The organism is Butyrivibrio sp. DSM 10294, assembly GCF_028539135.1.
Classification (GTDB): domain Bacteria; phylum Bacillota; class Clostridia; order Lachnospirales; family Lachnospiraceae; genus Butyrivibrio.
On sequence record NZ_JANSWL010000079.1, the window covers coordinates 1 to 20,740 of the forward strand.

The following is a 20,740-nucleotide window of genomic DNA, read 5'->3' on the forward strand; positions in this document are numbered from 1 at the left end:
ACAGTAATCCAATCTATTTCCAAGTGTACATGCCTCTTTTCTCAGGCACTCCTACAATAAACCATTGCTGTAACAAGTGTCTTTCTGTAAATGAGTTGTTCCAGCAAACACTCATACTATCACAAATCCGCTCCACGAGTGTTTAACTGAAATTTTATTTGTGTCCCGATGTTCTTTTCAAGCCATCTCTGCGGATTACAGCTTTTTGGCGAATGATACGTGCCCTTGTAATTCGGTATAGCCGTTCTTTTTATAGAACTCATAAGCAGGAGCATGAGCTTCTGTCTGTAAAAAGATCTGCTTCAATCCAAGTTCTTTTATTGTCTTTTCTATTTCAGCCAAGAAAAAAGTACCCGCTCCAGCTCCTTGCCTGTCGGTTCTTATGCATAGTTCATCGATACAATATTCTGTTCCAGTATACCAGTGCTTTATGTAGCCCAGCGACATACCGATGAGCTCATCACCATCATATAATCCATATGCAAGCGAATATCCCTGTCCCATCAGATCATCTATATAACAATCCAACTGATTATCATCAGACCAGTCATCGTTCCAGGGTTCGATTGTAAAAACACTTACAAACAGCCTTTTTATTGCTTCCTTTTGCTCAATTCCTATTCGTTTAAGTTCCATCTGTCCACCTCAGCTTATCCGCTGTATAATCCCCACCACATCAACTCCGGGATGAGTCAGATACATTGCCTTGGATATTATTCTATCTATATCCTTTGGAAGCTTTGAGTCCTGTTCCGCGGTGGCGATAACTCTTTTCTGAAATTCAAACTCTCCCGGACCTGATATCTCAAGGATTGCAAAAGAACTCTATTACTCCTCTTGCCCAAACATCTTTTTCAGACAACTTATGAATAATCATACCTTGTTTCAGACAAAAATAAAATAGCCCTGGAATTTCCAGAGCTATAGATATTATCCTAAAGTCACGAGAATTCTCTTGACAGAATTACTGATGTGGTCAATCAGCTCAGAAACCTATTGAATGTAAATCTGTAAGTATGAAGGATTATTCATGACCTGCTAAATTGCGGATGTCACCGCAAATATCAGCACTGCGACCACCGTACTTGTTAATCCTACCAAAGCTTCAAATATTATAAGCTTCATCCGCTCCGAAATGTTCATGTTTACTGCACCGCCTGTAGCATGGAAGAAGGAACCGTGGGGCAGAGAATCTATCACTGTTGCTCCGGCATGAATCATAGCGCCGGCAGACAGAGCATTTACGCCTTCGGCAGTAAGGATCGAAGAGAAGGTTTGGGCTGCAACTGTTGCTCCTGCCGTGGTTGAGGCTGTTGCTCCGGCCATCAGGATACCTGCAATTGGAGCAAGCAGGAAAGCCGGCATATTAAAGATGTTCAGAATATTCACAACATCCTGCTGAAGGGCAGAGGCTTTGATGATTCCTGCAATGGTTCCGGTTCCAAGTAGCAGGATGGAAACACCTGTTACCTTTCCGAGACCGAATTCTGCAAAGGATCCAAACTTTTTGATATTGCCTGTGGCAATGGTGCAGACAAGACCGCCGATTGGTAATGCGATCATAGGATCCACCGTAATATTTGCGATAGGCCTAAGCGCTAAAAGGATGATCACCACCAAAGGTCCCAGAATTGCTGTCAGGAATGAAGGCAGCTCCTTGGTTTCACCTTTTTCAAGATCGGATTCTAGCACCTTAAGCCCTTCTTTTTTTGAAAGAAGATTGGCAAGAATCACGGTTACGATTAGTGCGCAGATTGCCGGAATCGCATTTTTCATCATAAGAGATGTCAGATCCACACCAAAAGATTCTGAGACTGCGATGGTGTTGGGATTAGGAGAAATAATGTTTCCGGCCTTTCCTCCTCCGATCATGGCAAGAAGAAGGGACTGCTTGTTGTAACCGGCCTCCTTACCTATAGCCAGAGCGATAGGCGCTACTGTAATAACTGAGATATCCACAAACACACCAACAGCGCAGATTACCATTGTTGCAACGGCAACGGCGAGGAGGGCTTTTTTTGCGCCAAGCTTTCCGACGATTCCCTGAGCAATCTTTTCCGCCGCACCGGTTTTTATCAGAGCACCGGCAAGGATTCCGGAAGTCATGATGCGCAGCACCGAAGTGATCATACTGCCGGCACCTGTCATCATCGTGCTTACTGTTAATCCAAGATTTCCCGCAGATCCCACAATACCACCGACAAGGGCGCCGAGGATCAGACTGTAAGCGGGATGGAATTTTTTAATTATAAGTATAATGGCAATTGCCATACCAATGATTGCACCGATGGTTGAAAAATCATACATGACTTGTTCCTCCTATATTTATGAGCATAAGCCGCATTACCTGTTCCGCAGCAGCAGCCAGATTGTTTTTGGCATTTGTATTGTCCATGGCTTCATCGAGTGTGGTTACACCTCTTACAATGGGAAAGAATGCGTCGATACCGTTTCGATTGCACTCCACAGCCTGCTCAGTCACTCCACCTGCAAAGGCGATCACGGGCTTGCCGTATTTTTTTGCCAGCTTTGCCACACCAACAGGTGCCTTACCCATGGCTGTCTGGAAATCCAACATGCCTTCCCCGGTCACCACAAGATCGGCATCCTTGATATAATCCTCCAGCCTAGTCTCTTCAAGTACGATATTGATCCCGGACTGTAATTTTGCGTTTGTATAGGTTAAAAAAGCGAATCCAAGACCACCGGCTGCACCGGTGCCGGGATACTTCGGATCTGCCTGGGGATATTTTTCCCTTGAAGCCGCAGCATAATAGCCGAGCCATTTATCCATATCCATGATCATGGAAGGAGTTGCCCCCTTCTGAGGACCATACACCGCACTGCAGCCGTCGGTTCCGCAGAGCGGATTCGTAACATCACAGGCTACCATGAACTCGCAGTCATTAAGCTCCGGGATTACATAGGTATCGGTGATGGTCTCAAGCTCCTTAAGGCCCTTGGCACCGAAAGGAATCTGCCTTCCGGCCTTATCCAGAAATTCGTAACCCAGTGCCTGCAGCATGCCTACGCCACCGTCATTTGTGGCGCTTCCGCCTATCCCTACGATAAAACGCCTACATCCTTTATTGATCGCATCTTTTATGACTTCCCCGACACCATAGGTTGTCGCATTTAGAGGGTTTAATTCATTTCTTGCCACGAGAGTTATGCCTGCCGCGCCGCTCATTTCCACCACAGCGGTCATGGTATCACGTATAATTCCGTAAGCGCAGCTCACCGGACTTCCCAAAGGACCTGTCACAACAACCTCGTGTCGTTCTCCGTTCATTCCCTCGATCAGTGCTTCCACCGTTCCCTCACCCCCGTCGGCCAGCGGGCGGACAGCCACTTCCACAGTGCGGTTTGCTCTTTTAAAGCCCTCGGCTACTGCATAACCGGCTTCGATGGAGGACATGCTTCCTTTAAAAGAATCTATTGCTGTTACAACCTTCATGACGCTTTTCTCCTTTTTTCGATTAACTGTTCCAGTTCTGCTTCGTTATGAATGTATTATAGACAAAAGAATTTCATTATGATATGTTACACATAATATTAAATATATATTATTTAGCAAATTAATTGTCATCTATGACATTAGCTATGATTACAGCATCTGCAATCCGGAGGTTTTACCATGATCACATCAATTTCCAGGAATCTGGCGCAGCAGATTGTCGACAATATCCATGCTGTCTGCGGTTATCATGTCAACTTCATCAATACCAATGGGATGATCTATGCCTCCAGCGACCCGGATCGTCTGAACACATACCATGACATCGGAAGGGAGTCGGCACGAACCGGAGAAACCATTGAAGTGGAATCGGATGAGCAATTCCCGGGAACTCATAAGGGAATCAATATTCCGGTGTTCCACCATATGCGTGTGATCGCAGTGGTCGGTATTTCCGGCGACCCCTCAGAAGTTCGACGTTTTGCCAAGCTGGCTGAACGAATCGCGAGCCTGCTCCTTCATGAACAGGAATTAAATGCTGTCCATCGTACATTTGATGAAAAGAAGCAGTACATGATCCGCTCACTGATCTACAGCGAATTTGAAAACATGGACTATCTGCGGGAATGCTTCAGGGAGTTTAATATTGCTTGGGAACAAACCTACCGAATGGTACAGATCGAAGTAAACAGCCGCTATAATCCCGTGAATATCTCCTTACTTGAGCAGCATGTGGAGGCTCTGTTCAGCTCAATGAGAAATGGTATTTATGTCTATAACTATCCGAAACTATTTATCGGCTTGGTTGAAGCGGAAGAATTTGATAAAAAGGAGTATATGTTTATTCGTTTCGCCGAAGGGCATGGGGAGATTGTGAAGACAGCAATCGGGAAGGCTGTAGAAGTTTATAAATGTAATGAATCCTATCAAAGCGCAGAGCATGCACTGAAAACGATCAAAGATAAGGAGCTTTACTATGTCAATTTCGATACACTGACATTGGAAATACTCTTTTCCGGTATTTCAAAGCAGCAATTTAGGGAATTCTCTGACAAAGTGCTTTCCACACTTTCAGGGGAAGACAGGAAATTTCTTGAGATCTATTATGAAAAAGAAATGTCGTTGGCCGCCACCGCAGATGAACTGTTTTTACATAAAAATACCGTGCAGCAGCGACTTAACAGGATTAGCCAGAGTAGCGGGCTAAATCCCAGAAAATTTAGGGAGGCGGTGCTCTTTTACCTGGCGCTTCGTGATCAGGGATAAAAAGTCTTATCTTCTATATTGTTATGACAGAAAAAAGGGAAACGGAATATGAGAACACTATTTATTGGGAACAGCCATACCTTTTACAATGATATGGCTGCCTTGTAGCTCCGGTCGGTGAGATCTGGCGGGAAGAGATACATAAGAACCCGTCAGTTGACCTTTATTTTGAGGATAGGAGACATGCCTCACCCGCTGGATCGAGACTGGTAGCAAGGGTGATATTTGAAACTTTAAAAGAGAATATGCTGCAAAAGTAAAAAGGCACCTACTCTAGTTTTCACTAAAGTAAGTGCCTGTTATGCACCATCCAGAAGCTGTTTCTTCTGAATCTTGCCTGTATTTGTTTAGCAACAAATCCAGGTCCACGACAGCTTCCGTCGTGTTCCATGAATCATTTTTCTACTTTTACATCAGCTTCCAACACGTTCCGTAACGTTCTTCAGAAAGCAGGTCAAAACGTGTCACCCGTCTGTCTCCGTAGAAGCACGGACAGCCTCGTCCTTATCCGTACAGGGACGTCATTTTGTTGATTTTAACGTAGGAAACATTTGTTCGATGCCTCCCCTGATCCAGAATTGGAGCGAACTGAGAGGAATAAGAACCTTTGAATTCTCATCAATACTGGTCTTATAAGACCATAGAAAGGAATAATAGTGTTGTGGCCGGTGTGTCTGACACCTCTGCCCGTGGTCTTCTATTCCGAATACCACTTTTCTGGACTTCCGGGTCCTAATCAATATCTCTTTGATCCAAGGACATCGTGCTCTCAACAGCACATCTCGGAAATGTCATTTATTACTCTCTTATTCTATCACTTTTATATACCTTTGTCACTATCTTTTTTCGAGAAAGCCCAGTATTTATGCGGGTTTGAAGTGTGTCCCACAACAACACGTCTCTGTTTGACGCACACAACAACACATGCTGCTGACATATTTCAACCGGAAGTCACAGCACATCTTATTTGATAGTAACAACGGGCAGCAAGTAATATGCCGCCCGCTTATCATCAAAATATAATCTTGCCCTGCAGACTTTCGAATGTCTCCTGTTTCTTTTCCTTCTTGACCTCTGCATAGATGTTCATGGTTGTTGTGATATCCGAGTGTCCCATGATGACCTGAATCACCTTGGGATTAACATCGTTCTCACAGAGTCTTGTGCAAAAGGTATGTCTTAGGTGATGAGTTTTTATACTTCAATTACAGTATAGGTATCCCGTATCTTTTTTGACTCATAAAGAGCTTCATCCGCAACCGCGATCAGGTTGTTTACAAGCTCTGTTCCGAAAGCGGCACCGAAACTCATGGTGATCCGAACTTCCGGGTTATTATCAAGTGTAATTTCTTTCACTACCGAATTCAAGTATGAAAGCTTATTTTCCAAGTGCATCTTGGTGATGTCAAAGAAGACCATCATAAACTCGTCACCGCCGTAGCGTATGACCACATCACCTTTTCTTACAGAACGATCAAGTATTTTCGCAACCTTCTGGATTGCCTCATCACCCCCGCGATGTCCGACAGTGTCGTTTACTGCCTTGAACAAGTCGATATCAGCCATGACCACGGCCTTGCAGGGTTCATAGATCAGCTTGTCATCCAGGAACTTCCTGTTTCGGATCTTGGAAAGTGAATCTATATAGAGCTCTGTCTCAAATTCGGATATCTTTTTCTGCTGAGCGAGATTCTGCAGCTTGGTGTCCGTGGTATCCATGCAGCCATACACAATGTGGGCCAGACTTCCGTCTTCATTGCGATCCCCCACCATAAAGACTCCGTTAAACCACCGATTGGCGCTTTCGCTGTAAAATTCCATGGATGTGGATCCGTGTTCCTCAATAGCTTCAAGGATGGTATCCTTATCAAGCCAGTCATACAGACGCTGTCTGAAGCTCTCGGCAACTGAAGCATCCACATTATTCTTGAGGAATTGCAGGGCATCCGTATCCTTCTCAACCATCTCCACAAATTCGTTGGAGCTTATCATGCGATAGCTCATATCTCTGACATCAATAAAGAGCGAGAAATTAAAGACTTTACCGATGGCCTCGATTATTTTTACATGTTCCTCCAGCTCTTGCTGCGCCGTGATATCCAGGTAGCATCCCATGTAAATTTCCAGAGAGCCGTCATCTATACGCCTGATAAACCTTCCTGCTCCCGTAACCCAGATTATGCCGCCATCCTTCTTCTGCATACGATAGGTGGCATGTGTAATATCAGGCAGCTCTCTGTGCATCCGCACTGAGTCCCAGAACAGCTTAACAATTGCATCCCGCTCCTCCGGCACAAGAGTCTTGACCCAACTGTCAAATTCATTGGGAAGATCCTCAAGTCCGTCGTATCCCAGCATCTGCCTGGTCTCATCGTTGAACTCAAAGCTAAGCAAGTTCTCATCGCGATCGAAGGTACAGAAATACATTCCGGCCTTTAATCCCTTGGCGAACATGTCCTCTCTGATCCCGGCAATTCTATATTTCGCGTTGGCCTCCTCAATTCTCCGGTTGCATTCAGCTACCAGGTCCTGCTGCTCCTTAGGATAAGCAGATACATCAAATAAAGGCACCGGATCTTTTATCTCGATACTGGCTTCTGCGCCAAATTTGCCTACACCATTGTCAAGGCTGTCAACAACTGAACTTTTATCCATTTATTGCTCCTTTTGACTAATAACTATATAAAGTGCTTTTTTGTATCATATACCAATTATACTACGTACAGTCGTCATAAGCACATGGCAGTTAAATCAGTTATCATGTCAAATGCCTGTCGTCCATAATGATAATCAAGTTTCATCTGCCATTTCCTCCTATTCTTCCTTCCATTTTGCAAGAAGCTCAAGGATAACCTTTTCACGCTCCCTTGAAGACATATGGGAAGGGAAATACTTATTTAATTTTCTTTCTGACAATGAGACCTTTCCGTTTGTTTTAGGCTCAGGCAACGCACTGTTCAAAACCTGTATAACTGGGTACTGTTGCATATTTTCAAGATTCTTCTGCGCCTTAAGCGCTTCTATCTGTTCTGGTCTGAGAATGCCATTTTCTTTTCGGTATTCATAGATCCACTTCTGGACTTCCTTATCAAAGAAAGAAATATCATATCCCATTCCTATTGAAATTACTTTTTCATCAACCATCTGCATCAGTTCAGGAATCAGATCTGTAAGCTTTACATATTTTCTGACCTGCCTATTAACAATCTTCTCAATAACATCAACGATAGTGAGTTCAAGACTGTCAGGATCCTTATATCCCATGCAGATAGAAAGGCTACCCTGAGGATCATTATCAATTAGAAGTACCTTATTTCCTTTGTTTGCAAGTCCTATTCCAAGTTTCATTGCAGTAGTGGTTTTTGCTACCCCACCTTTCTGATTTGCGATTGCGATTACTTTGCACATACTTTTTTCCTCCCATCTTTTCCATTTTTTCTTAAGTAGTCCTCAAAGATTGCCCTGTTTATGAGAACCTTTTTATGAAGTTTGGAAAGCTTAAGAACTCGAACCTCGGAGTATTCCAGATAACTGCCAAGAACTCAGGAACCAGTAGTTACTCATATGATGGGGCTTTTGACACCAGCTCCAGGCACAAAACAGCTACAATAACCGTAAAGCTGGAATATGATATTAAGTGATAAGAAAACACACACTGGAGACGTATTTCTTTTCCAGTGTGTGTCACATAGTTTTGTAATAGAACATCTATCTTCCGAGATATGTTCGAATTTATTCTTCCATCAAGGATTATGTATTACATTTCTCTTTCCACTATTGGCAGTTCCTCTTACTTCTTCGTGGTAAAAGTAATCTACGATTGTTGGATGTCCTTTCTCTACTCTCTCATACGAAGTTTCATTATCAACAAACCTGCAATCATACTTTTTAGCCAGCTCTTCTGCTTTCTTTTCCAGCGCTTCAAAATAGCTGCGGTTCTTTTTGTTATAAATTTCGTCATACAGTGGCACCAGATCCGGATGTTTATCGGAAATGTATTTCATGATATCTGCCTTAAAACCTCCGCGAAGATTCAGATTCTCAAGCCATACAAGGTCACACTGATCTTTTGTCCTGTCTATGATTGCTTCTATATCCGTAATCCCCGGGAAAACGGGTGAAATGAAGCAAATTGTACGAATGCCTGCCGCATATACCTCTTTCATTGCAGCAAGCCTTCTTTCTATGCTTACTGCCGCATCCATATCATCTTTAAACTCTTCATCGAGAGTATTGATTGACCATGATACTGTAAGTCTGCTATTTTCATTGATCTCTTTTAGCAGATCCAGATCTCTTAGTACAAGGTCTGACTTTGTGCAGATAAGTATGTCCGCACCACTGTCCTTTAGTTCTTCCAGAAGTCTTCTTGTATTTTTATATGTTTCCTCTAGCGGATTATAACCATCCGTAACTGTTCCAATGATCACCTTCTGGCCGGCATACTTCTTTGGATTCTTTATTTCAGGCCAGTCTTTCACATCCATGAAAGTTCCCCATTCCTCCGTATGCCCTGTAAAGCGTTTCATAAAAGATGCGTAGCAGTATTTACAGGCATGGGGACACCCCACATAGGGATTCACCGAATATCCTCCAATAGGAGTATTCGATTTTGTCATTACACTTTTTGTTTCTATATGATTTACTTTGATTTCTGGTTGTTCCATATCCTCTGTTCCTCCAGCACTTTGTTAAAAGCATCCGGCATTTCCTGTATCATTTCTTCTCCCATAATCGGAACAAGATCTTCTTTCCAGAATACAGGAATGTTCAGTTCATGAGCCTGTTCTGTCAATGAATAAGCCCACCCGGGATCTGTTTTAACAGTCCTGCTCTTTGCACCTGTCATGGTTCCCACCACAATCCAGTCAATACCTGTAAGATCAACCTTACCCGGATCATCGAACAAAGGCTCAAAGGTAACATGATATTTTTTTGCCTTCACATTGCTCCGCAGTGCATCAATACGCCATAACTCAGACTTTCTCGTAACTGTAACGCCAAACCATGCATTATCAAGATCTGTTTCAAAAGACAGAAGATCCGGTCGTTTGGTAAGAAAAAGAAACTGGTGCTGAGGATTCTCTGCTATCTTTTTAAAGACTTCCTCTCTCCATTCCTCATGCCAGCCCGAGAGATCGCTCATGCCGGTCAGCAGAAAATTCTGCGGCTTTTTCTTTTCCATCATACGAAGCTTTCCTTGAAAAAACTGTGGCTTTTCAAAATCATCTATGATGTGATAACGCCTCGTATTGTTTCTGGCATAGCAGTACGGACATCCAACAGTGCACCCTATAACAAGATTCATGTTCTGAATCTGATCTTTAATACAGATACTCATTTGTCACTCCATTCCTCAAGGTTTACCCTGATGCGGTTAAGATACTCTTCAAACTGAAGAATCTCTTTATCCGTAAAATCACGATAATAAATATTCCCCATCTCATTGGATACGGAGTCATAAGCTTCTTTAAGTTCTTTGGCTTTATCTGTGAGGAACAGAAGAGTTTTTCTCTTATCAGCTTCATCAGTTTTGCGGCTTATCAGTCCGTTTTTTTCCATCCGCTCAAGCATGGTTGTAAGTGAAGTAATTGCAAGTCCGCTTTTCTCGGAAATAATTTTAATAGGAACACCATCTTCCTGCCATAAGACATAAAGAATCCTTCCCTGAGCTCCGTTAAATGCATCAATGTTTTTTTCTGCCAGTATCCTTTCAAATATACGATCACCCAGCTGTTTTATTTTTGTAACAAGAAATCCACCATTTGTCTTCATAATTAAATACTCCTATATCGTAGTTTTATACTACGATATAGGAGTATTTGTGTCAAGCACACATATCATAACTTCGGATTTTATGGATTTCCATAATACCTTCATAAATCCCATCGATTCTACTACTTAGAAGCATGGCGCACTTTTTAAGTTTTTCCGGCTTACCCATTGCGTAAATTCTACTTATTGCTGATTGTAATGGGCCACTAATGTTGTTGAAGAACATTGGAGATGCAAGACTCATTACCTCCGCCTGCTCCAAAGATTGAATCCCGGTGTGATCTTCGCCTGTCCCGTCGGCTCCTCATACCCCTGCTTTTCCATGATTTCTGCGCAGGCATTTCTGAGTTGGATTCCCGCATATGTTGGATGCAGTTATCGCGGAATAGTTACTCATGAATGTAATTCTTTTATTTCATGAGTTTACGGATCGTCTTCAATAATTCGTCCACGATTTCTTCATCGTCATTTTTTATGCCGTCCGTAACGCATCCTTTCAGGTGATATCCAAGAAGTTCCTGATTAAAGCCGTCTATTGCTGAGGCTGCAGACATGGACTGTTGAAGGATGTCGTTGCAATATACGTCATCCTCGATCATTTTTTCCAGGCCACGTATCTGCCCTTCCAGACGTTTCAACCGGTTGGTCAGAGCCTTTTTCTGTGCTGCTGTTCTGACTGTCTTTTTATGTGCCATAAGTAATCTCCCTATTATTCATATGTTGACTAATAGTATCATATCCCGGCTATTTATTGTACAGAAACAACCTTATAGCCAAGATCTTCTATCTCCTTTATCAAGGTGTCATCCTCTACCTCTTTTTCGTACTTCACAACAGCTTGCTTCTTTTTGAGGTTCAGTTTTGCAGATACGCCATCAATTCTGTTGATCCGTATATTTTTTAAACTCAGTCAAAATATTATTTCTGTCCATATGTACTGATTATTCCATTTCCAGTGTTTTATAGTTTTTCTAAATCACATACTTTTAGCAATCTTTACCAGCCTGCTTGTGCCAAGTCTGTGTGCTCCAAGTTCAATAAATTTCTCAGCATCTTCAATTGATGCAATACCGCCTGATGCCTTGATCTTGATATTTGGACCACAGTGTTTTGCAAAGAGTTCTATATCTTCAAAGGTTGCACCGCCTGTTGAGAAACCTGTTGAAGTCTTGATATAGTCTGCCTTTGACTGCGTAACAATCTCACACATCTTGATCTTCTCCTCTTCTGTAAGAAGGCAGCACTCAATGATAACCTTCATGGTATGGTCGCCACAGGCTTCTTTGAGTTCATTGATCTCATCAAGAACAAACTTATAATTCTTAGCTTTCAGCTCCCCTATGTTTATAACAATGTCGATCTCTGTTGCTCCGTTTGCAAGCGCATCCTTTGTCTCAAAAACCTTGGATGCAGTTGTTGTATTTCCATTCGGGAATCCGATTACTGTTGTTATAGGCATATCAGGGCCCATATACTCACGGGCTTTCTTCACATAATATGGAGGAATGCATACGGAAGCCGTATGGTACTTCATACCATCGTCGCATATCTCTTTTATCTCATCCCATGTGCTTCCCTGAGCAAGCAGTGTGTGATCAACCATCTTTAATATTTCTTCAAGTTTCATTCGTGTATCCTCCATTCTTCGACCTAAGGGTGGTACCGCTTGCGGTGGATTCCTTAGGTCCATCCAAAAATTTCATAGTCTTTTTGGTTCATAATTTGACAATAAATACGGGACGACAAAATAGTCCCCCCTACCATTTGCAATATATACTAGGGGGGAGTATTTGTCAACGCCTATTTTTCTTTTACCATATTCCCATTACATGCTGCATCAAAAGGGTGACAACTGTTATTCCGATCCAGCAACAGCCGCCAAGCAAAATCGGCTTCCCACCTGATTTAATTAGTTTGATTATGTTACTGTTCAAGCCAATAGCAGCCATGGCCATTATTATAAAGAACTTGCTAAGTTCCTTAAGTGGCTTAAAAACATAAGAAGGGACACCTGCTCTCAAGCAAATAGTTGTGATAATTGAAGCAATCACAAAGAAGACTATGAACATCGGAAATGCTCTTCTAAAGCTAAAGCCATTTGTCGAACTTCCATCCTTTTTTGCTTCCCTTGCCCTCAGATACGCAAGTACCAGTGTAATAGGTATGATAGCCAGTGTTCTTGTAAGCTTGACCGTAACTGCCTTATCAAGAGTCTGACTCCCCAGGTTCCACATACTATCCCAGGTTGATGCAGCTGCGGTGACAGAAGATGTATCATTAACAGCAGTTCCCGCAAATATACCAAATGCTTCTCCAGTTGAGATATCAAAACCTATAAGTTTTCCCAGGGACGGAAAAAGAAGTGCAGCCAACACGTTAAAGAAAAATATCACGGAAATTGCCTGTGCCACTTCATCATCATCTGCATCAATGACAGGAGCCGTAGCTGCTATCGCTGAGCCGCCGCATATTGACGAGCCAACTCCGATAAGAGTAGCTGTGTTTCCTTTGATATTCATTACCTTATGAAGAATCCATGATAGGATAAGCGATGTTGAAATCGTGCAGATAATTATAGGAAGTGACTGTTTTCCGGTCTGAAGAACGACCGAAAGATTCATACCAAATCCAAGGAGGACAACAGCCGCCTGCAGGATCATCTTTGATGTAAACTTTATTCCATCCGATGCCTTTCCCTTATCATTCCAGAACAGGGCTATTATCATACCCAGAATGATCGCAATCACCGCTCCGCCAACGACAGGGAATCGCTTTCCCAGGAGCCATGAAGGAACCGCAATAACAAAGCATACAAATATTCCCATATAATTCTTTTTCAAAAAATCCATCTCAAGACCTCTCTCACTTTCTAATCTGTTATTTTGCAGGTCTTATTCTATTCTATCTCTTGAAAAAGATAAAATTATATATTATTATGTAACCATAAATATTTCTTATCGTTATGGAGAACTGATCATGCTGGATTTCAGGATAGATACCTTTCTATGTGTTTGCAGGCACCTCAATTTCACCAAGGCGGCTAAGGAGCTGAATATTACTCAGCCCGCTGTTTCTCAGCACATACATCATCTTGAAAATGAATACGGGACAAAGCTGTTTACTCAGGATGGAAAAAAACTTTTTCTAACTGATAACGGAAAACTCCTGTATAAAAAAATGAATCAGATAAAAAATGATGATGAAAGTCTCAAAGAAATACTTTCAAAGAATAACCATGGCTTAAAAGACATCTCTTTTGGTGTCACCATGACCATAGGAGAATACATAATTGCTGATCCGATCAGTGATTACATAAAAAATCACCCGGATACTAATCTTAAGATTACATTTGACAACACATCGGAGCTTCTTAAAAAACTCTCCGACGGTGTTATAGATTTTGCACTTGTAGAAGGATATTTCCCTGAAAATGATTATGAAACGCTGCTTTTTAGCAAAGAAGAGTTCGTTCCTGTCTGTTCGGCAAAGCACTCTTTCAATCAGAAGCCACGCGTGATAAAAGATCTCTTTCCCGAGCGAATTCTTATAAGAGAACCCGGTTCAGGAACGCGCAATATATTGGAAAGAGCTCTTGCCCTGAACAATTACTCCACAAGTGATTTTAGGAATTTTACCCAGGTGGAGAACATGCATGCCATAATAAGCCTTATTGAAAAAGATTGTGGCATCACCTTTTTATATAAAGCAGCGGTTGCATCAGGACTGCAGTCCGGATATCTGAAAACAATCCCCCTTGACGACTTTAGGGTAAAACATGATTTTACCTTCATCTGGCCCAAAGATACTGTTTTCAGTGAAGAGATCCGTGCAATATGTGAGGAAATACAACCTATAACTCATTCTGCATGAAGTTCATGTTCTTTTTCATAAAGCTTGTTATCCTGCCGTCTCATGAAAATCATCCGGGACAGAAAAAGAATCAAGCTACTTCCTACAAAAATCTGAATCGGATATGTGATTAGTACGCTTTCAGATATTATCATGCTCAGCATGGTAATAGCGCCAACCGGTGGCATATACATCTTAGTAAAATGAATAACGATAAGCATACCACTTGTAGCAACAATTGCTGAAATCGTAATAGGAAGCCCTATCCAAATAGCAAAGAAATATCTTGAAATCACACCAATTATGGCACACACAGTTATCACTGCCACCGTTTTGACTGGCATATTTCTTGTTTTGTTCCTTGGCCTGGAAAACTCAGTAAATGCCACAAGTAACGGAGGTGCCACAACAAATCTATAACCCGTTCTGAATGCAACACCGGCTATTACTGTCACACAAAGGATTCTAATGGAAGTATCTACCATATCGTCCCTGGAATTCAGCATCACAGGAACATATTCCTCATCTGCTCGGATTCCCTGAAATAGAAAAAGTTTATGAAACAATATTACAAGTAGTGTCAGTACAAATGCAGCTATAGGATACACTATACTTGTAGTATGCATCATCACCGGGAGCACTATTGCTGAAACAAATGGTGCAAACGTGGTTCCTGAAAACATAAAGATTACCTGAGCGATTGTGAATGCCAAAATCACTTCGATATACGTATCAAACGGAACAAATCTTACAATGCACACTCCTATTATCGCACAGCCTGTTATCAGTGAAAGCATACGCTTTCCATTAACCTTCCAGCTTCTATTTTTTGCCACCATATATCCAACTGCTAATGCTGTTATCTCAGGAAATATAATCTCCTTCTCATTTAAAGTTTCTGCAAATAGTGTCATCAGCGCTACTAACAGAACTGTACAAGCGTATGGTATTATTCTCTTGACTCTATACATATTCTATAAAAAACATGCAATCAATGTGATGATCGCGATTCCTCCTTACTTAAAAATATCACATTTACTGACACTCTTTCCAAGAAAGACTCCGCAAGGGTCTCGTCTGTTGTTTTTCGTTTCACAGCTATTCACTCCTTTAGTCAATTTTAATCAGGATCTGCAAAAGAATTATCTTCAACAGAATTATTCCTTTTTATAAGTTTTTTGCAATTTCAAATACTTTTCTTAGATACTTACCAGCGTTTTTATCCCGGTTAGCATCATTACCATAGCCTCTGGTCATCTCATCAAAAGCATATACTTCGCAGGTTTTTGCTCTATTTCTGATCCGGTCACCAACCATAACTGTCTTCATTGCTTCCAGCTGATCTCTTCTTACCTTATCTTTTAATGACCCACCCATGGTAATCAAAAATAAAGCTTTCTCAAGACATTTCATAGATGTTTTATCCCCATATGCAAATCCGTAAGTCCATACCCGTTGAAACCATCCCTCTAACATAGCAGGAGACGAAGTCCAAAAATCAGGGTAAATAAAAGCTATCGCATCTGCTTCATTTATCTTTTTCTGCTCAAAAAGAACGTCCTCCGATACAGGACTATCCAAATTATAAAATCCTTCTCTTATATACTCTTTTTCCGGCATCACGGGATTGAATCCATCTGCATACAGATCAGAAATCTCATATGAATGTCCTGCACTCTCCAGTCCTTTGATAAAAGCTTCTTTCACTTCATATGTGAAACTATTTTTACTTGGATGACAATATACAATGAATACCTTCATTTCATACTCCTTTACCTATGGCTACTTATCCATCTCTATCCACTGTATGAAAGCTGTCTTATCACTGCTGCTATACCCAGCCGTCTCATAGAAATGCATAGTCTCCGGCTTCTTTGTTCCTGTCAGTAGCATCATTTTGTAACAGTTTTCCTTCTCCGCAATCTTCTTTGCATAATCCAGACATTCACCTGCATATCCGTTTCCTCTGAAATCCGCATGTGTTACCACATTCTCAACAAAAGCATATGGTCTTATATTTCTTGTTAAATTCGGGATGATCACACAAACACAGGAAGATATAATCTGACCATCAATCTCATTTACGATCAGATGGTGATTCGGATCCTCAATGATCTGATTCCATGTTTTTTCAAGATGTTCATCATGCTTGGGAATACTATCTTCATGTAAGTAAAGATACAGTTCCAAAAGTGCTTCCAAATCTTCTTTTTTTGCTTCTCGTATCATCAGCCGATAATCCTTACCTCCTTAACCTGGAATATATTCCGATATAATGCTCATTCCAACAAACTGGAATTGTTAGCACTCTGTCTTATTGCACCGGAGGCATAAAGCATAAAATACAATCGCCAGAAACTGTGATACCACAGACACAGTGACAAGATACACAGGATTCAAATCATACAGGGCACCGAGAAGCCAACTGCCCAGAAACCACGCAATACCAAATCCTGTCTCAAATATTCCGAAACCGGTGCTTCGCATGGAACGCGGGACGATTCCGCTGACAGCTGCTTTCATAATACTTTCCTGCGCACCCATTCCAATCCCCCACAGAATTATCCCAGCTCCGATCAACCAGGCATTTCCAGTCATAAAAACAAAATATGAGAAGAATGTGCTGCATAGTGTGGAAATGATCAGAGCCTTCAGCCCGACCTTATCATAAAGCCAGCCAAAGAATAGTGCAGCAAAGGCATCCACAGCCATTGCCCCAGCATATAGCAGGCTGAGCATGGATTCATTAAATGCTCCGGTATTAGCCGAATGAAGTGTGATCAGGGTGAAGTCTGCAAAGCCAAAAGCAAAAAAGCAGATGGCCGCCATGAACAGAACAAATGACTTCCTGAATTCAAAGCTTGCCGGTTTATCTTCCTGCTTTTCAAAGATCTCCGGATCAGGGTATCTTATCTTTGCTGTCAAAACAAGAGCTATGGTGATCATTGCAGGAACAAGCAGTATCGCAAAAGAGATTCTATATGTTGTAAAAAGGTCGTCTGTACCTTTTACAAGAGCTGTTACAAAAAGCAGTACTGGTCCGAGAAACGCGCCAAGCTGATCCAGAAACTCCTGATAGGCAAAGCCTTTTCCGGTTCCGATCTCGCTTGCCGCAAAGCTTACCAATGTGTTTTTGGCAGGCTTTTTTATCGCTTTTCCGATACGCTCCAGGATCACAAGACCGCAGGCCCAAATCCAGCCATGTTCAGGTACGAGTGCCAGTGCAGGAATCGCCAGAGCCTGTATTACATAGCCTGTGATAACAAATGTCCAGTATTTCTTCGTTTTATCTGCTATAAATCCGGATATGAGCCTTAGTGAATACCCGCACAATTCTCCTATACCGGACACAAATCCGATGGTTGCAGCGGATGCCCCTGCGAGGTTCAGATATTCGCCCAATATGCTTCTGGCGCCTTCATGAGTCATGTCCGAAAACAGACTTACGATTCCCATCAGGGTTATAAATATTATGGCGCCAGACAAAGCCCTTTTTTTATCCATGTTCTACTCCACTAATCCCGATTTGCTTATTTCATTATCCTGAAATTCAAAGTTTTATTATCGTCGCAAGTTTCTTTCCGCATAGAATTCCAAATATGCAGCAACAACAACTCAGTACCACATATAATCCGCCATTCATATATTGTTTCTTCTCAAACAAATTAAAAGCTTCAAGGGAAAATGTAGAGAATGTGGTAAAACCTCCACACACCCCTGTCTTCCAGAAAAGAATGGTATTATCAGATACACTTTCTCGGTTACTGGTAATTCCAACAACGAATCCAATTAGTATGGCACCGAGGATATTTGTAATCAGAGTTAATATCGGAAAATAAGTCTTAACAGAAATCAGACTTATTGCATATCGCGCTACTGCACCCAAGGCACCACCAAGTGCTACAAATAGAAAATTCATATCAACCTCTCTATTGTCATATATACTGAAATTCAAAGTTCCATAATTTCTAAATCGTCCGAAACCAAAAGCTTTCCATTATCCAAAGAAAGGGCATCTTTCTTTGATGCACTGCTGGTTCTGCGATGAGAACTCACAGTGTTGCTTCTCATATTCGATCTGCACTCCGTAGTGCTGTCTTACGTACTCTATTCCATGCTTGAACGCAATCATAGCATCTCTTTTACAACATCTTGGGCCATTTATCTGGCCAAGTTCTCCTATGGCGCTTGATGTAAATGCCATGTGATCTCCCCATGTGCCATCCTCAGAAAGTGGTCCTGTACCATCAATAATAGAAAGAGCTGCTCCTATAGATGTTATCGCTCCGCATATTCCCCACAGTCCGCACATTGCTCCCGGCATCCGAAGTCCTTCTTTCAAAAGCTTCTCCAAGGCATAGTCTATATCTATTTTGCCACCAGCATTATGATAAGCCACTAAAAGACATGCCCCATCTAATATATGATGCTCTGGCCCATGTATGCTTATATACGCTTTCTTTGCCATTGACTTAAACATCTTGATAGGATTTACGCCTTTTTCATTACGTATATCTTCAATAATCCTGTTTGCTTTTTCTTCAATAGTCATAAGTAGCTTCTCCTATAAACTAATTATGAAGCTCTGTACTCCATAAGAGTTGTGTTCTGCCATTTTCCAAATCGATCTTTAGCTATTCTTTCCCTATAGCCAATTTCCCTAAAACCACATTTTTTGTGTAAGGCTATACTTGCTTTATTAATTGAAAATATTGCAGAATATATGCTCCAATATCCATCTTTCTCAGCTTCTCGGATAATCGTATTTACCAAAGCTGTTCCTATCCCATGACCTCTATAGTTTCTATCAACATATACACTCATTTCAACGCAGCCTTTATATGCGCACCTACTCGAAGAAGGACTTAACGCTATCCAGCCTACAACCTTCCCTTCTTCCTCAAAAACAAACCTGCAATTCTTTACGTGACCTTCATTCCACTCAGTAAAACTAGGACACTCTGTATTAAAAGTTGATGTTCCCTCTTCTAATCCCTGCTTGTAAATCTCTGATACTGTCCCCCAGTCTTCATCTCTCATTTCTCTAATCACAGCATTCCACCTCCGATTTTTTTATCGCATCATTATAGATATTTAATGCCTCTAAAACCTGACTCTGTTTTTCCTTTGGAATCATTGAAAAAACTCTCTCAAACTTCAAATTCATATCTTTTTCTATTGTATTGAATCTTGCCATTCCTTCATCAGTCAGATTAAGCACTACACACCTACGGTCCCTTTTTGAAGGTTCTCGCAAAACATATCCTTTTTGGACAAGTTCTTCTACAGATCTGCTTACAGCACTTTTATCCATCTTAAGAAGTTCAGCAAGTTCCTTTACACATATTCCAGGTTTTCTGCCTATCTCAACAACCAGAAAGCATTGAGATGTATTAACGTTACATTGACAGCAATCAGAACTGTTTAGCTTCTCAAGATTACGTTCTAATTCTCTGGTACTTTCTCGAAATAGTTTTACCTTATCCATCGAATGCCCTCCTATGGATTTAAATGATAAAATCATTAGTTGTATTTGTCAACTAATTTATAATATAAAAAAGCCACATAGCCGTTATAAACAACTACATGGCAATTACGTGGGCATATTCATTAAGCAATAACATCAGGGAGCTTGTTCTTTCTTCTTGCTAAAAGAAAAGCCAAAGAATGAATCGATTTTGTTCTCTCGTTCATTCCTTGGCTCATTATAATAATATCATACCCAACCCCGCATGGAAACTACCATTTGGGTGTCATATGGGTGCCATTTGGGGACGTTTTTTCGATTGGCGTAAGTCACTTTTTTATCCCAATCAGTTCTATCATTCTTTCATCTGAGATGAATGTCTTAATGACAAAGTCTTTCTCAAGCAGCTCGAGAAATTCCTGGTCTGAAGGAAGCCCCCGTGACACGTGGCATGCTCCATCTGCGTGGCAGCCATCTATAACCTCTCTGCTGGCTCCATGAGCTATGCATATACTCCCATTATCTACCAGAGCCGTTGACAGATTATGCATAAGTGTTTCCGGCGACGGAAAATGAGGAAATGCATTATATATAACGCATACGTCATATTTTTCGTCAAACTCAAACTGCTCCGCATCTCCGTTAATAAAATCAACCTCGGAATGATTTCTGAACTTTTGCCTGGCCTTTTCCAGCATTTGAGCTGAAATGTCTACCCCGGTCACTTTTTTTGCGCCTGCTTCCAGATAATACGGAATCATGAAGCCTGTTCCACAGGCAATATCCAGCACCTTTTTCCCTTCAAGCTGCCCCAGATTCCCGATGATATCACGCGTAACAGATTCATCATTGCTTGCAAAGTCATCCCATTTTTCAGCCAGTCCGTCAAAAAAATCAATTACCTGTTCTTTACTGACAATATCCAT

The 20,740-nt window shown here is 41.5% G+C and carries 25 protein-coding genes and 2 pseudogenes; 3 read left to right on the forward strand and 24 right to left on the reverse strand.

Going from position 1 to position 20,740, the window contains the following annotated elements; genetic code table 11:
- Positions 1–195 precede the first annotated feature (195 nt).
- The 3 genes from NXH67_RS11415 to NXH67_RS11425 all read right to left on the reverse strand — a co-directional run bounded on the left by NXH67_RS11415 (position 196) and on the right by NXH67_RS11425 (position 3,457).
- The gene (locus NXH67_RS11415) at positions 196–636 is read right to left on the reverse strand and encodes a GNAT family N-acetyltransferase (RefSeq protein ID WP_272797452.1); all 441 of its coding nucleotides are present in this window, start codon (positions 634–636) and stop codon (positions 196–198) included.
- A 402-nt stretch (positions 637–1,038) separates the two neighbouring features.
- A complete protein-coding gene (locus NXH67_RS11420; protein ID WP_022779920.1) occupies positions 1,039–2,307 on the reverse strand; it encodes a GntP family permease in 1,269 nt (422 codons plus the stop codon).
- Entirely contained in the window at positions 2,300–3,457 is a 1,158-nt protein-coding gene (locus tag NXH67_RS11425) for a glycerate kinase family protein (protein WP_272797453.1), read from the reverse strand. Before NXH67_RS11425 ends, NXH67_RS11420 begins: the two co-directional genes overlap by 8 nt.
- Before the next feature lie 180 nt (positions 3,458–3,637).
- Here NXH67_RS11425 and NXH67_RS11430 point away from each other — a divergent pair, with 180 nt between their 5' ends.
- A complete protein-coding gene (locus NXH67_RS11430; protein WP_272797454.1) occupies positions 3,638–4,723 on the forward strand; it encodes a CdaR family transcriptional regulator in 1,086 nt (361 codons plus the stop codon).
- 1,012 nt (positions 4,724–5,735) lie between these two features.
- Here NXH67_RS11430 and NXH67_RS11435 read toward each other — a convergent pair.
- From NXH67_RS11435 to NXH67_RS11445, 3 genes and pseudogenes are all read right to left on the reverse strand, one after another.
- Positions 5,736–5,912 (reverse strand): annotated as a pseudogene (locus NXH67_RS11435) (tyrosine-type recombinase/integrase); the annotation flags it as partial.
- A gap of 5 nt (positions 5,913–5,917) precedes the next feature.
- On the reverse strand, positions 5,918–7,378 hold the full coding sequence (locus NXH67_RS11440) for a sensor domain-containing diguanylate cyclase (protein ID WP_272797455.1): 1,461 nt from the start codon (positions 7,376–7,378) through the stop codon (positions 5,918–5,920).
- 159 nt (positions 7,379–7,537) lie between these two features.
- On the reverse strand, positions 7,538–8,131 hold the full coding sequence (locus NXH67_RS11445) for a ParA family protein (protein ID WP_272797456.1): 594 nt from the start codon (positions 8,129–8,131) through the stop codon (positions 7,538–7,540).
- Positions 8,132–8,208: 77 nt separating this feature from the next.
- On the opposite strand from NXH67_RS11445, the pseudogene NXH67_RS11450 reads away from it, so the two are divergent.
- Positions 8,209–8,364 (forward strand): annotated as a pseudogene (locus tag NXH67_RS11450) (SIMPL domain-containing protein); the annotation flags it as partial.
- A gap of 102 nt (positions 8,365–8,466) precedes the next feature.
- Here the strand turns inward: NXH67_RS11450 and NXH67_RS11455 are convergent.
- The 9 genes from NXH67_RS11455 to NXH67_RS11495 form a co-directional block, all read right to left on the reverse strand.
- On the reverse strand, positions 8,467–9,390 hold the full coding sequence (locus tag NXH67_RS11455) for a radical SAM mobile pair protein B (protein WP_272797457.1): 924 nt from the start codon (positions 9,388–9,390) through the stop codon (positions 8,467–8,469).
- On the reverse strand, positions 9,366–10,064 hold the full coding sequence (locus NXH67_RS11460) for a radical SAM mobile pair protein A (protein WP_022762011.1): 699 nt from the start codon (positions 10,062–10,064) through the stop codon (positions 9,366–9,368). Before NXH67_RS11460 ends, NXH67_RS11455 begins: the two co-directional genes overlap by 25 nt.
- A complete protein-coding gene (locus tag NXH67_RS11465; RefSeq protein ID WP_013282512.1) occupies positions 10,061–10,498 on the reverse strand; it encodes a radical SAM mobile pair system MarR family transcriptional regulator in 438 nt (145 codons plus the stop codon). The genes NXH67_RS11460 and NXH67_RS11465 overlap by 4 nt, the downstream gene beginning before the upstream one ends.
- 52 nt (positions 10,499–10,550) lie before the next feature.
- Positions 10,551–10,742, reverse strand: coding sequence for a hypothetical protein (locus NXH67_RS11470; protein WP_272797458.1), 192 nt, complete (start codon positions 10,740–10,742; stop codon positions 10,551–10,553).
- Positions 10,742–10,822, reverse strand: a complete 81-nt coding sequence (locus tag NXH67_RS18465) for a hypothetical protein (RefSeq protein ID WP_442870188.1) — start codon at positions 10,820–10,822, stop codon at positions 10,742–10,744. The genes NXH67_RS11470 and NXH67_RS18465 overlap by 1 nt, the downstream gene beginning before the upstream one ends.
- 86 nt (positions 10,823–10,908) lie before the next feature.
- Positions 10,909–11,193, reverse strand: coding sequence for a metal-sensing transcriptional repressor (locus NXH67_RS11480; RefSeq protein WP_022762007.1), 285 nt, complete (start codon positions 11,191–11,193; stop codon positions 10,909–10,911).
- A 53-nt stretch (positions 11,194–11,246) separates the two neighbouring features.
- Positions 11,247–11,408 (reverse strand): heavy-metal-associated domain-containing protein, encoded by a 162-nt coding sequence (locus NXH67_RS18390; RefSeq protein ID WP_081667329.1) that lies wholly within the window; start codon positions 11,406–11,408, stop codon positions 11,247–11,249.
- A 66-nt stretch (positions 11,409–11,474) separates the two neighbouring features.
- Positions 11,475–12,125, reverse strand: coding sequence for a deoxyribose-phosphate aldolase (gene deoC / locus NXH67_RS11490; RefSeq protein ID WP_022762004.1), 651 nt, complete (start codon positions 12,123–12,125; stop codon positions 11,475–11,477).
- Positions 12,126–12,309: 184 nt separating this feature from the next.
- Positions 12,310–13,347, reverse strand: a complete 1,038-nt coding sequence (locus NXH67_RS11495; RefSeq protein ID WP_272797459.1) for a YeiH family protein — start codon at positions 13,345–13,347, stop codon at positions 12,310–12,312.
- A gap of 127 nt (positions 13,348–13,474) precedes the next feature.
- Between NXH67_RS11495 and NXH67_RS11500 the strand changes: the two genes are divergently transcribed.
- Complete coding sequence (locus NXH67_RS11500; protein WP_272797460.1) at positions 13,475–14,368, forward strand: LysR family transcriptional regulator; 894 nt, start codon at positions 13,475–13,477, stop codon at positions 14,366–14,368.
- Here the strand turns inward: NXH67_RS11500 and NXH67_RS11505 are convergent.
- From NXH67_RS11505 to NXH67_RS11545, 9 genes are all read right to left on the reverse strand, one after another.
- Positions 14,356–15,261 (reverse strand): hypothetical protein, encoded by a 906-nt coding sequence (locus NXH67_RS11505; protein WP_022755918.1) that lies wholly within the window; start codon positions 15,259–15,261, stop codon positions 14,356–14,358. The two genes, NXH67_RS11500 and NXH67_RS11505, sit on opposite strands and share 13 nt — an antisense overlap.
- Positions 15,262–15,514: 253 nt before the next feature.
- Positions 15,515–16,108, reverse strand: coding sequence for an NAD(P)H-dependent oxidoreductase (locus tag NXH67_RS11510; protein ID WP_026511068.1), 594 nt, complete (start codon positions 16,106–16,108; stop codon positions 15,515–15,517).
- A gap of 21 nt (positions 16,109–16,129) precedes the next feature.
- Positions 16,130–16,576 carry a GNAT family N-acetyltransferase gene (locus tag NXH67_RS11515; RefSeq protein ID WP_272797461.1) on the reverse strand — a complete coding sequence of 149 codons (447 nt, stop codon included), beginning with the start codon at positions 16,574–16,576 and terminating at the stop codon, positions 16,130–16,132.
- A 72-nt stretch (positions 16,577–16,648) separates the two neighbouring features.
- On the reverse strand, positions 16,649–17,851 hold the full coding sequence (locus tag NXH67_RS11520) for an MFS transporter (RefSeq protein WP_029319525.1): 1,203 nt from the start codon (positions 17,849–17,851) through the stop codon (positions 16,649–16,651).
- A 46-nt stretch (positions 17,852–17,897) separates the two neighbouring features.
- Positions 17,898–18,266, reverse strand: a complete 369-nt coding sequence (crcB, locus tag NXH67_RS11525) for a fluoride efflux transporter CrcB (RefSeq protein WP_272797462.1) — start codon at positions 18,264–18,266, stop codon at positions 17,898–17,900.
- Between the two features lie 78 nt (positions 18,267–18,344).
- On the reverse strand, positions 18,345–18,899 hold the full coding sequence (locus tag NXH67_RS11530; RefSeq protein ID WP_272797463.1) for a DUF5714 domain-containing protein: 555 nt from the start codon (positions 18,897–18,899) through the stop codon (positions 18,345–18,347).
- Between the two features lie 23 nt (positions 18,900–18,922).
- A complete protein-coding gene (locus NXH67_RS11535; RefSeq protein ID WP_242826455.1) occupies positions 18,923–19,399 on the reverse strand; it encodes a GNAT family N-acetyltransferase in 477 nt (158 codons plus the stop codon).
- Positions 19,392–19,835, reverse strand: coding sequence for a MarR family winged helix-turn-helix transcriptional regulator (locus NXH67_RS11540; protein WP_026528282.1), 444 nt, complete (start codon positions 19,833–19,835; stop codon positions 19,392–19,394). The genes NXH67_RS11535 and NXH67_RS11540 overlap by 8 nt, the downstream gene beginning before the upstream one ends.
- 308 nt (positions 19,836–20,143) lie before the next feature.
- Complete coding sequence (locus tag NXH67_RS11545) at positions 20,144–20,740, reverse strand: class I SAM-dependent methyltransferase (protein WP_272797464.1); 597 nt, start codon at positions 20,738–20,740, stop codon at positions 20,144–20,146.

Excerpts from the sequence above, each read along its gene's own strand:
- NXH67_RS11415 (WP_272797452.1), bottom strand. The coding sequence starts at position 636 with ATGGAACTTAAACGAATAGGAATTGAGCAAAAGGAAGCAATAAAAAGG.
- NXH67_RS11420 (WP_022779920.1), bottom strand. The coding sequence starts at position 2,307 with ATGTATGATTTTTCAACCATCGGTGCAATCATTGGTATGGCAATTGCC.
- NXH67_RS11425 (WP_272797453.1), bottom strand. The coding sequence starts at position 3,457 with ATGAAGGTTGTAACAGCAATAGATTCTTTTAAAGGAAGCATGTCCTCC.
- NXH67_RS11430 (WP_272797454.1), top strand. The coding sequence starts at position 3,638 with ATGATCACATCAATTTCCAGGAATCTGGCGCAGCAGATTGTCGACAAT.
- NXH67_RS11440 (WP_272797455.1), bottom strand. The coding sequence starts at position 7,378 with ATGGATAAAAGTTCAGTTGTTGACAGCCTTGACAATGGTGTAGGCAAA.
- NXH67_RS11445 (WP_272797456.1), bottom strand. The coding sequence starts at position 8,131 with ATGTGCAAAGTAATCGCAATCGCAAATCAGAAAGGTGGGGTAGCAAAA.
- NXH67_RS11455 (WP_272797457.1), bottom strand. The coding sequence starts at position 9,390 with ATGGAACAACCAGAAATCAAAGTAAATCATATAGAAACAAAAAGTGTA.
- NXH67_RS11460 (WP_022762011.1), bottom strand. The coding sequence starts at position 10,064 with ATGAGTATCTGTATTAAAGATCAGATTCAGAACATGAATCTTGTTATA.
- NXH67_RS11465 (WP_013282512.1), bottom strand. The coding sequence starts at position 10,498 with ATGAAGACAAATGGTGGATTTCTTGTTACAAAAATAAAACAGCTGGGT.
- NXH67_RS11470 (WP_272797458.1), bottom strand. The coding sequence starts at position 10,742 with ATGAGTCTTGCATCTCCAATGTTCTTCAACAACATTAGTGGCCCATTA.
- NXH67_RS18465 (WP_442870188.1), bottom strand. The coding sequence starts at position 10,822 with ATGGAAAAGCAGGGGTATGAGGAGCCGACGGGACAGGCGAAGATCACA.
- NXH67_RS11480 (WP_022762007.1), bottom strand. The coding sequence starts at position 11,193 with ATGGCACATAAAAAGACAGTCAGAACAGCAGCACAGAAAAAGGCTCTG.
- deoC (WP_022762004.1), bottom strand. The coding sequence starts at position 12,125 with ATGAAACTTGAAGAAATATTAAAGATGGTTGATCACACACTGCTTGCT.
- NXH67_RS11495 (WP_272797459.1), bottom strand. The coding sequence starts at position 13,347 with ATGGATTTTTTGAAAAAGAATTATATGGGAATATTTGTATGCTTTGTT.
- NXH67_RS11500 (WP_272797460.1), top strand. The coding sequence starts at position 13,475 with ATGCTGGATTTCAGGATAGATACCTTTCTATGTGTTTGCAGGCACCTC.
- NXH67_RS11505 (WP_022755918.1), bottom strand. The coding sequence starts at position 15,261 with ATGACACTATTTGCAGAAACTTTAAATGAGAAGGAGATTATATTTCCT.
- NXH67_RS11510 (WP_026511068.1), bottom strand. The coding sequence starts at position 16,108 with ATGAAGGTATTCATTGTATATTGTCATCCAAGTAAAAATAGTTTCACA.
- NXH67_RS11515 (WP_272797461.1), bottom strand. The coding sequence starts at position 16,576 with ATGATACGAGAAGCAAAAAAAGAAGATTTGGAAGCACTTTTGGAACTG.
- NXH67_RS11520 (WP_029319525.1), bottom strand. The coding sequence starts at position 17,851 with ATGGATAAAAAAAGGGCTTTGTCTGGCGCCATAATATTTATAACCCTG.
- crcB (WP_272797462.1), bottom strand. The coding sequence starts at position 18,266 with ATGAATTTTCTATTTGTAGCACTTGGTGGTGCCTTGGGTGCAGTAGCG.
- NXH67_RS11530 (WP_272797463.1), bottom strand. The coding sequence starts at position 18,899 with ATGACTATTGAAGAAAAAGCAAACAGGATTATTGAAGATATACGTAAT.
- NXH67_RS11540 (WP_026528282.1), bottom strand. The coding sequence starts at position 19,835 with ATGGATAAGGTAAAACTATTTCGAGAAAGTACCAGAGAATTAGAACGT.
- NXH67_RS11545 (WP_272797464.1), bottom strand. The coding sequence starts at position 20,740 with ATGGATATTGTCAGTAAAGAACAGGTAATTGATTTTTTTGACGGACTG.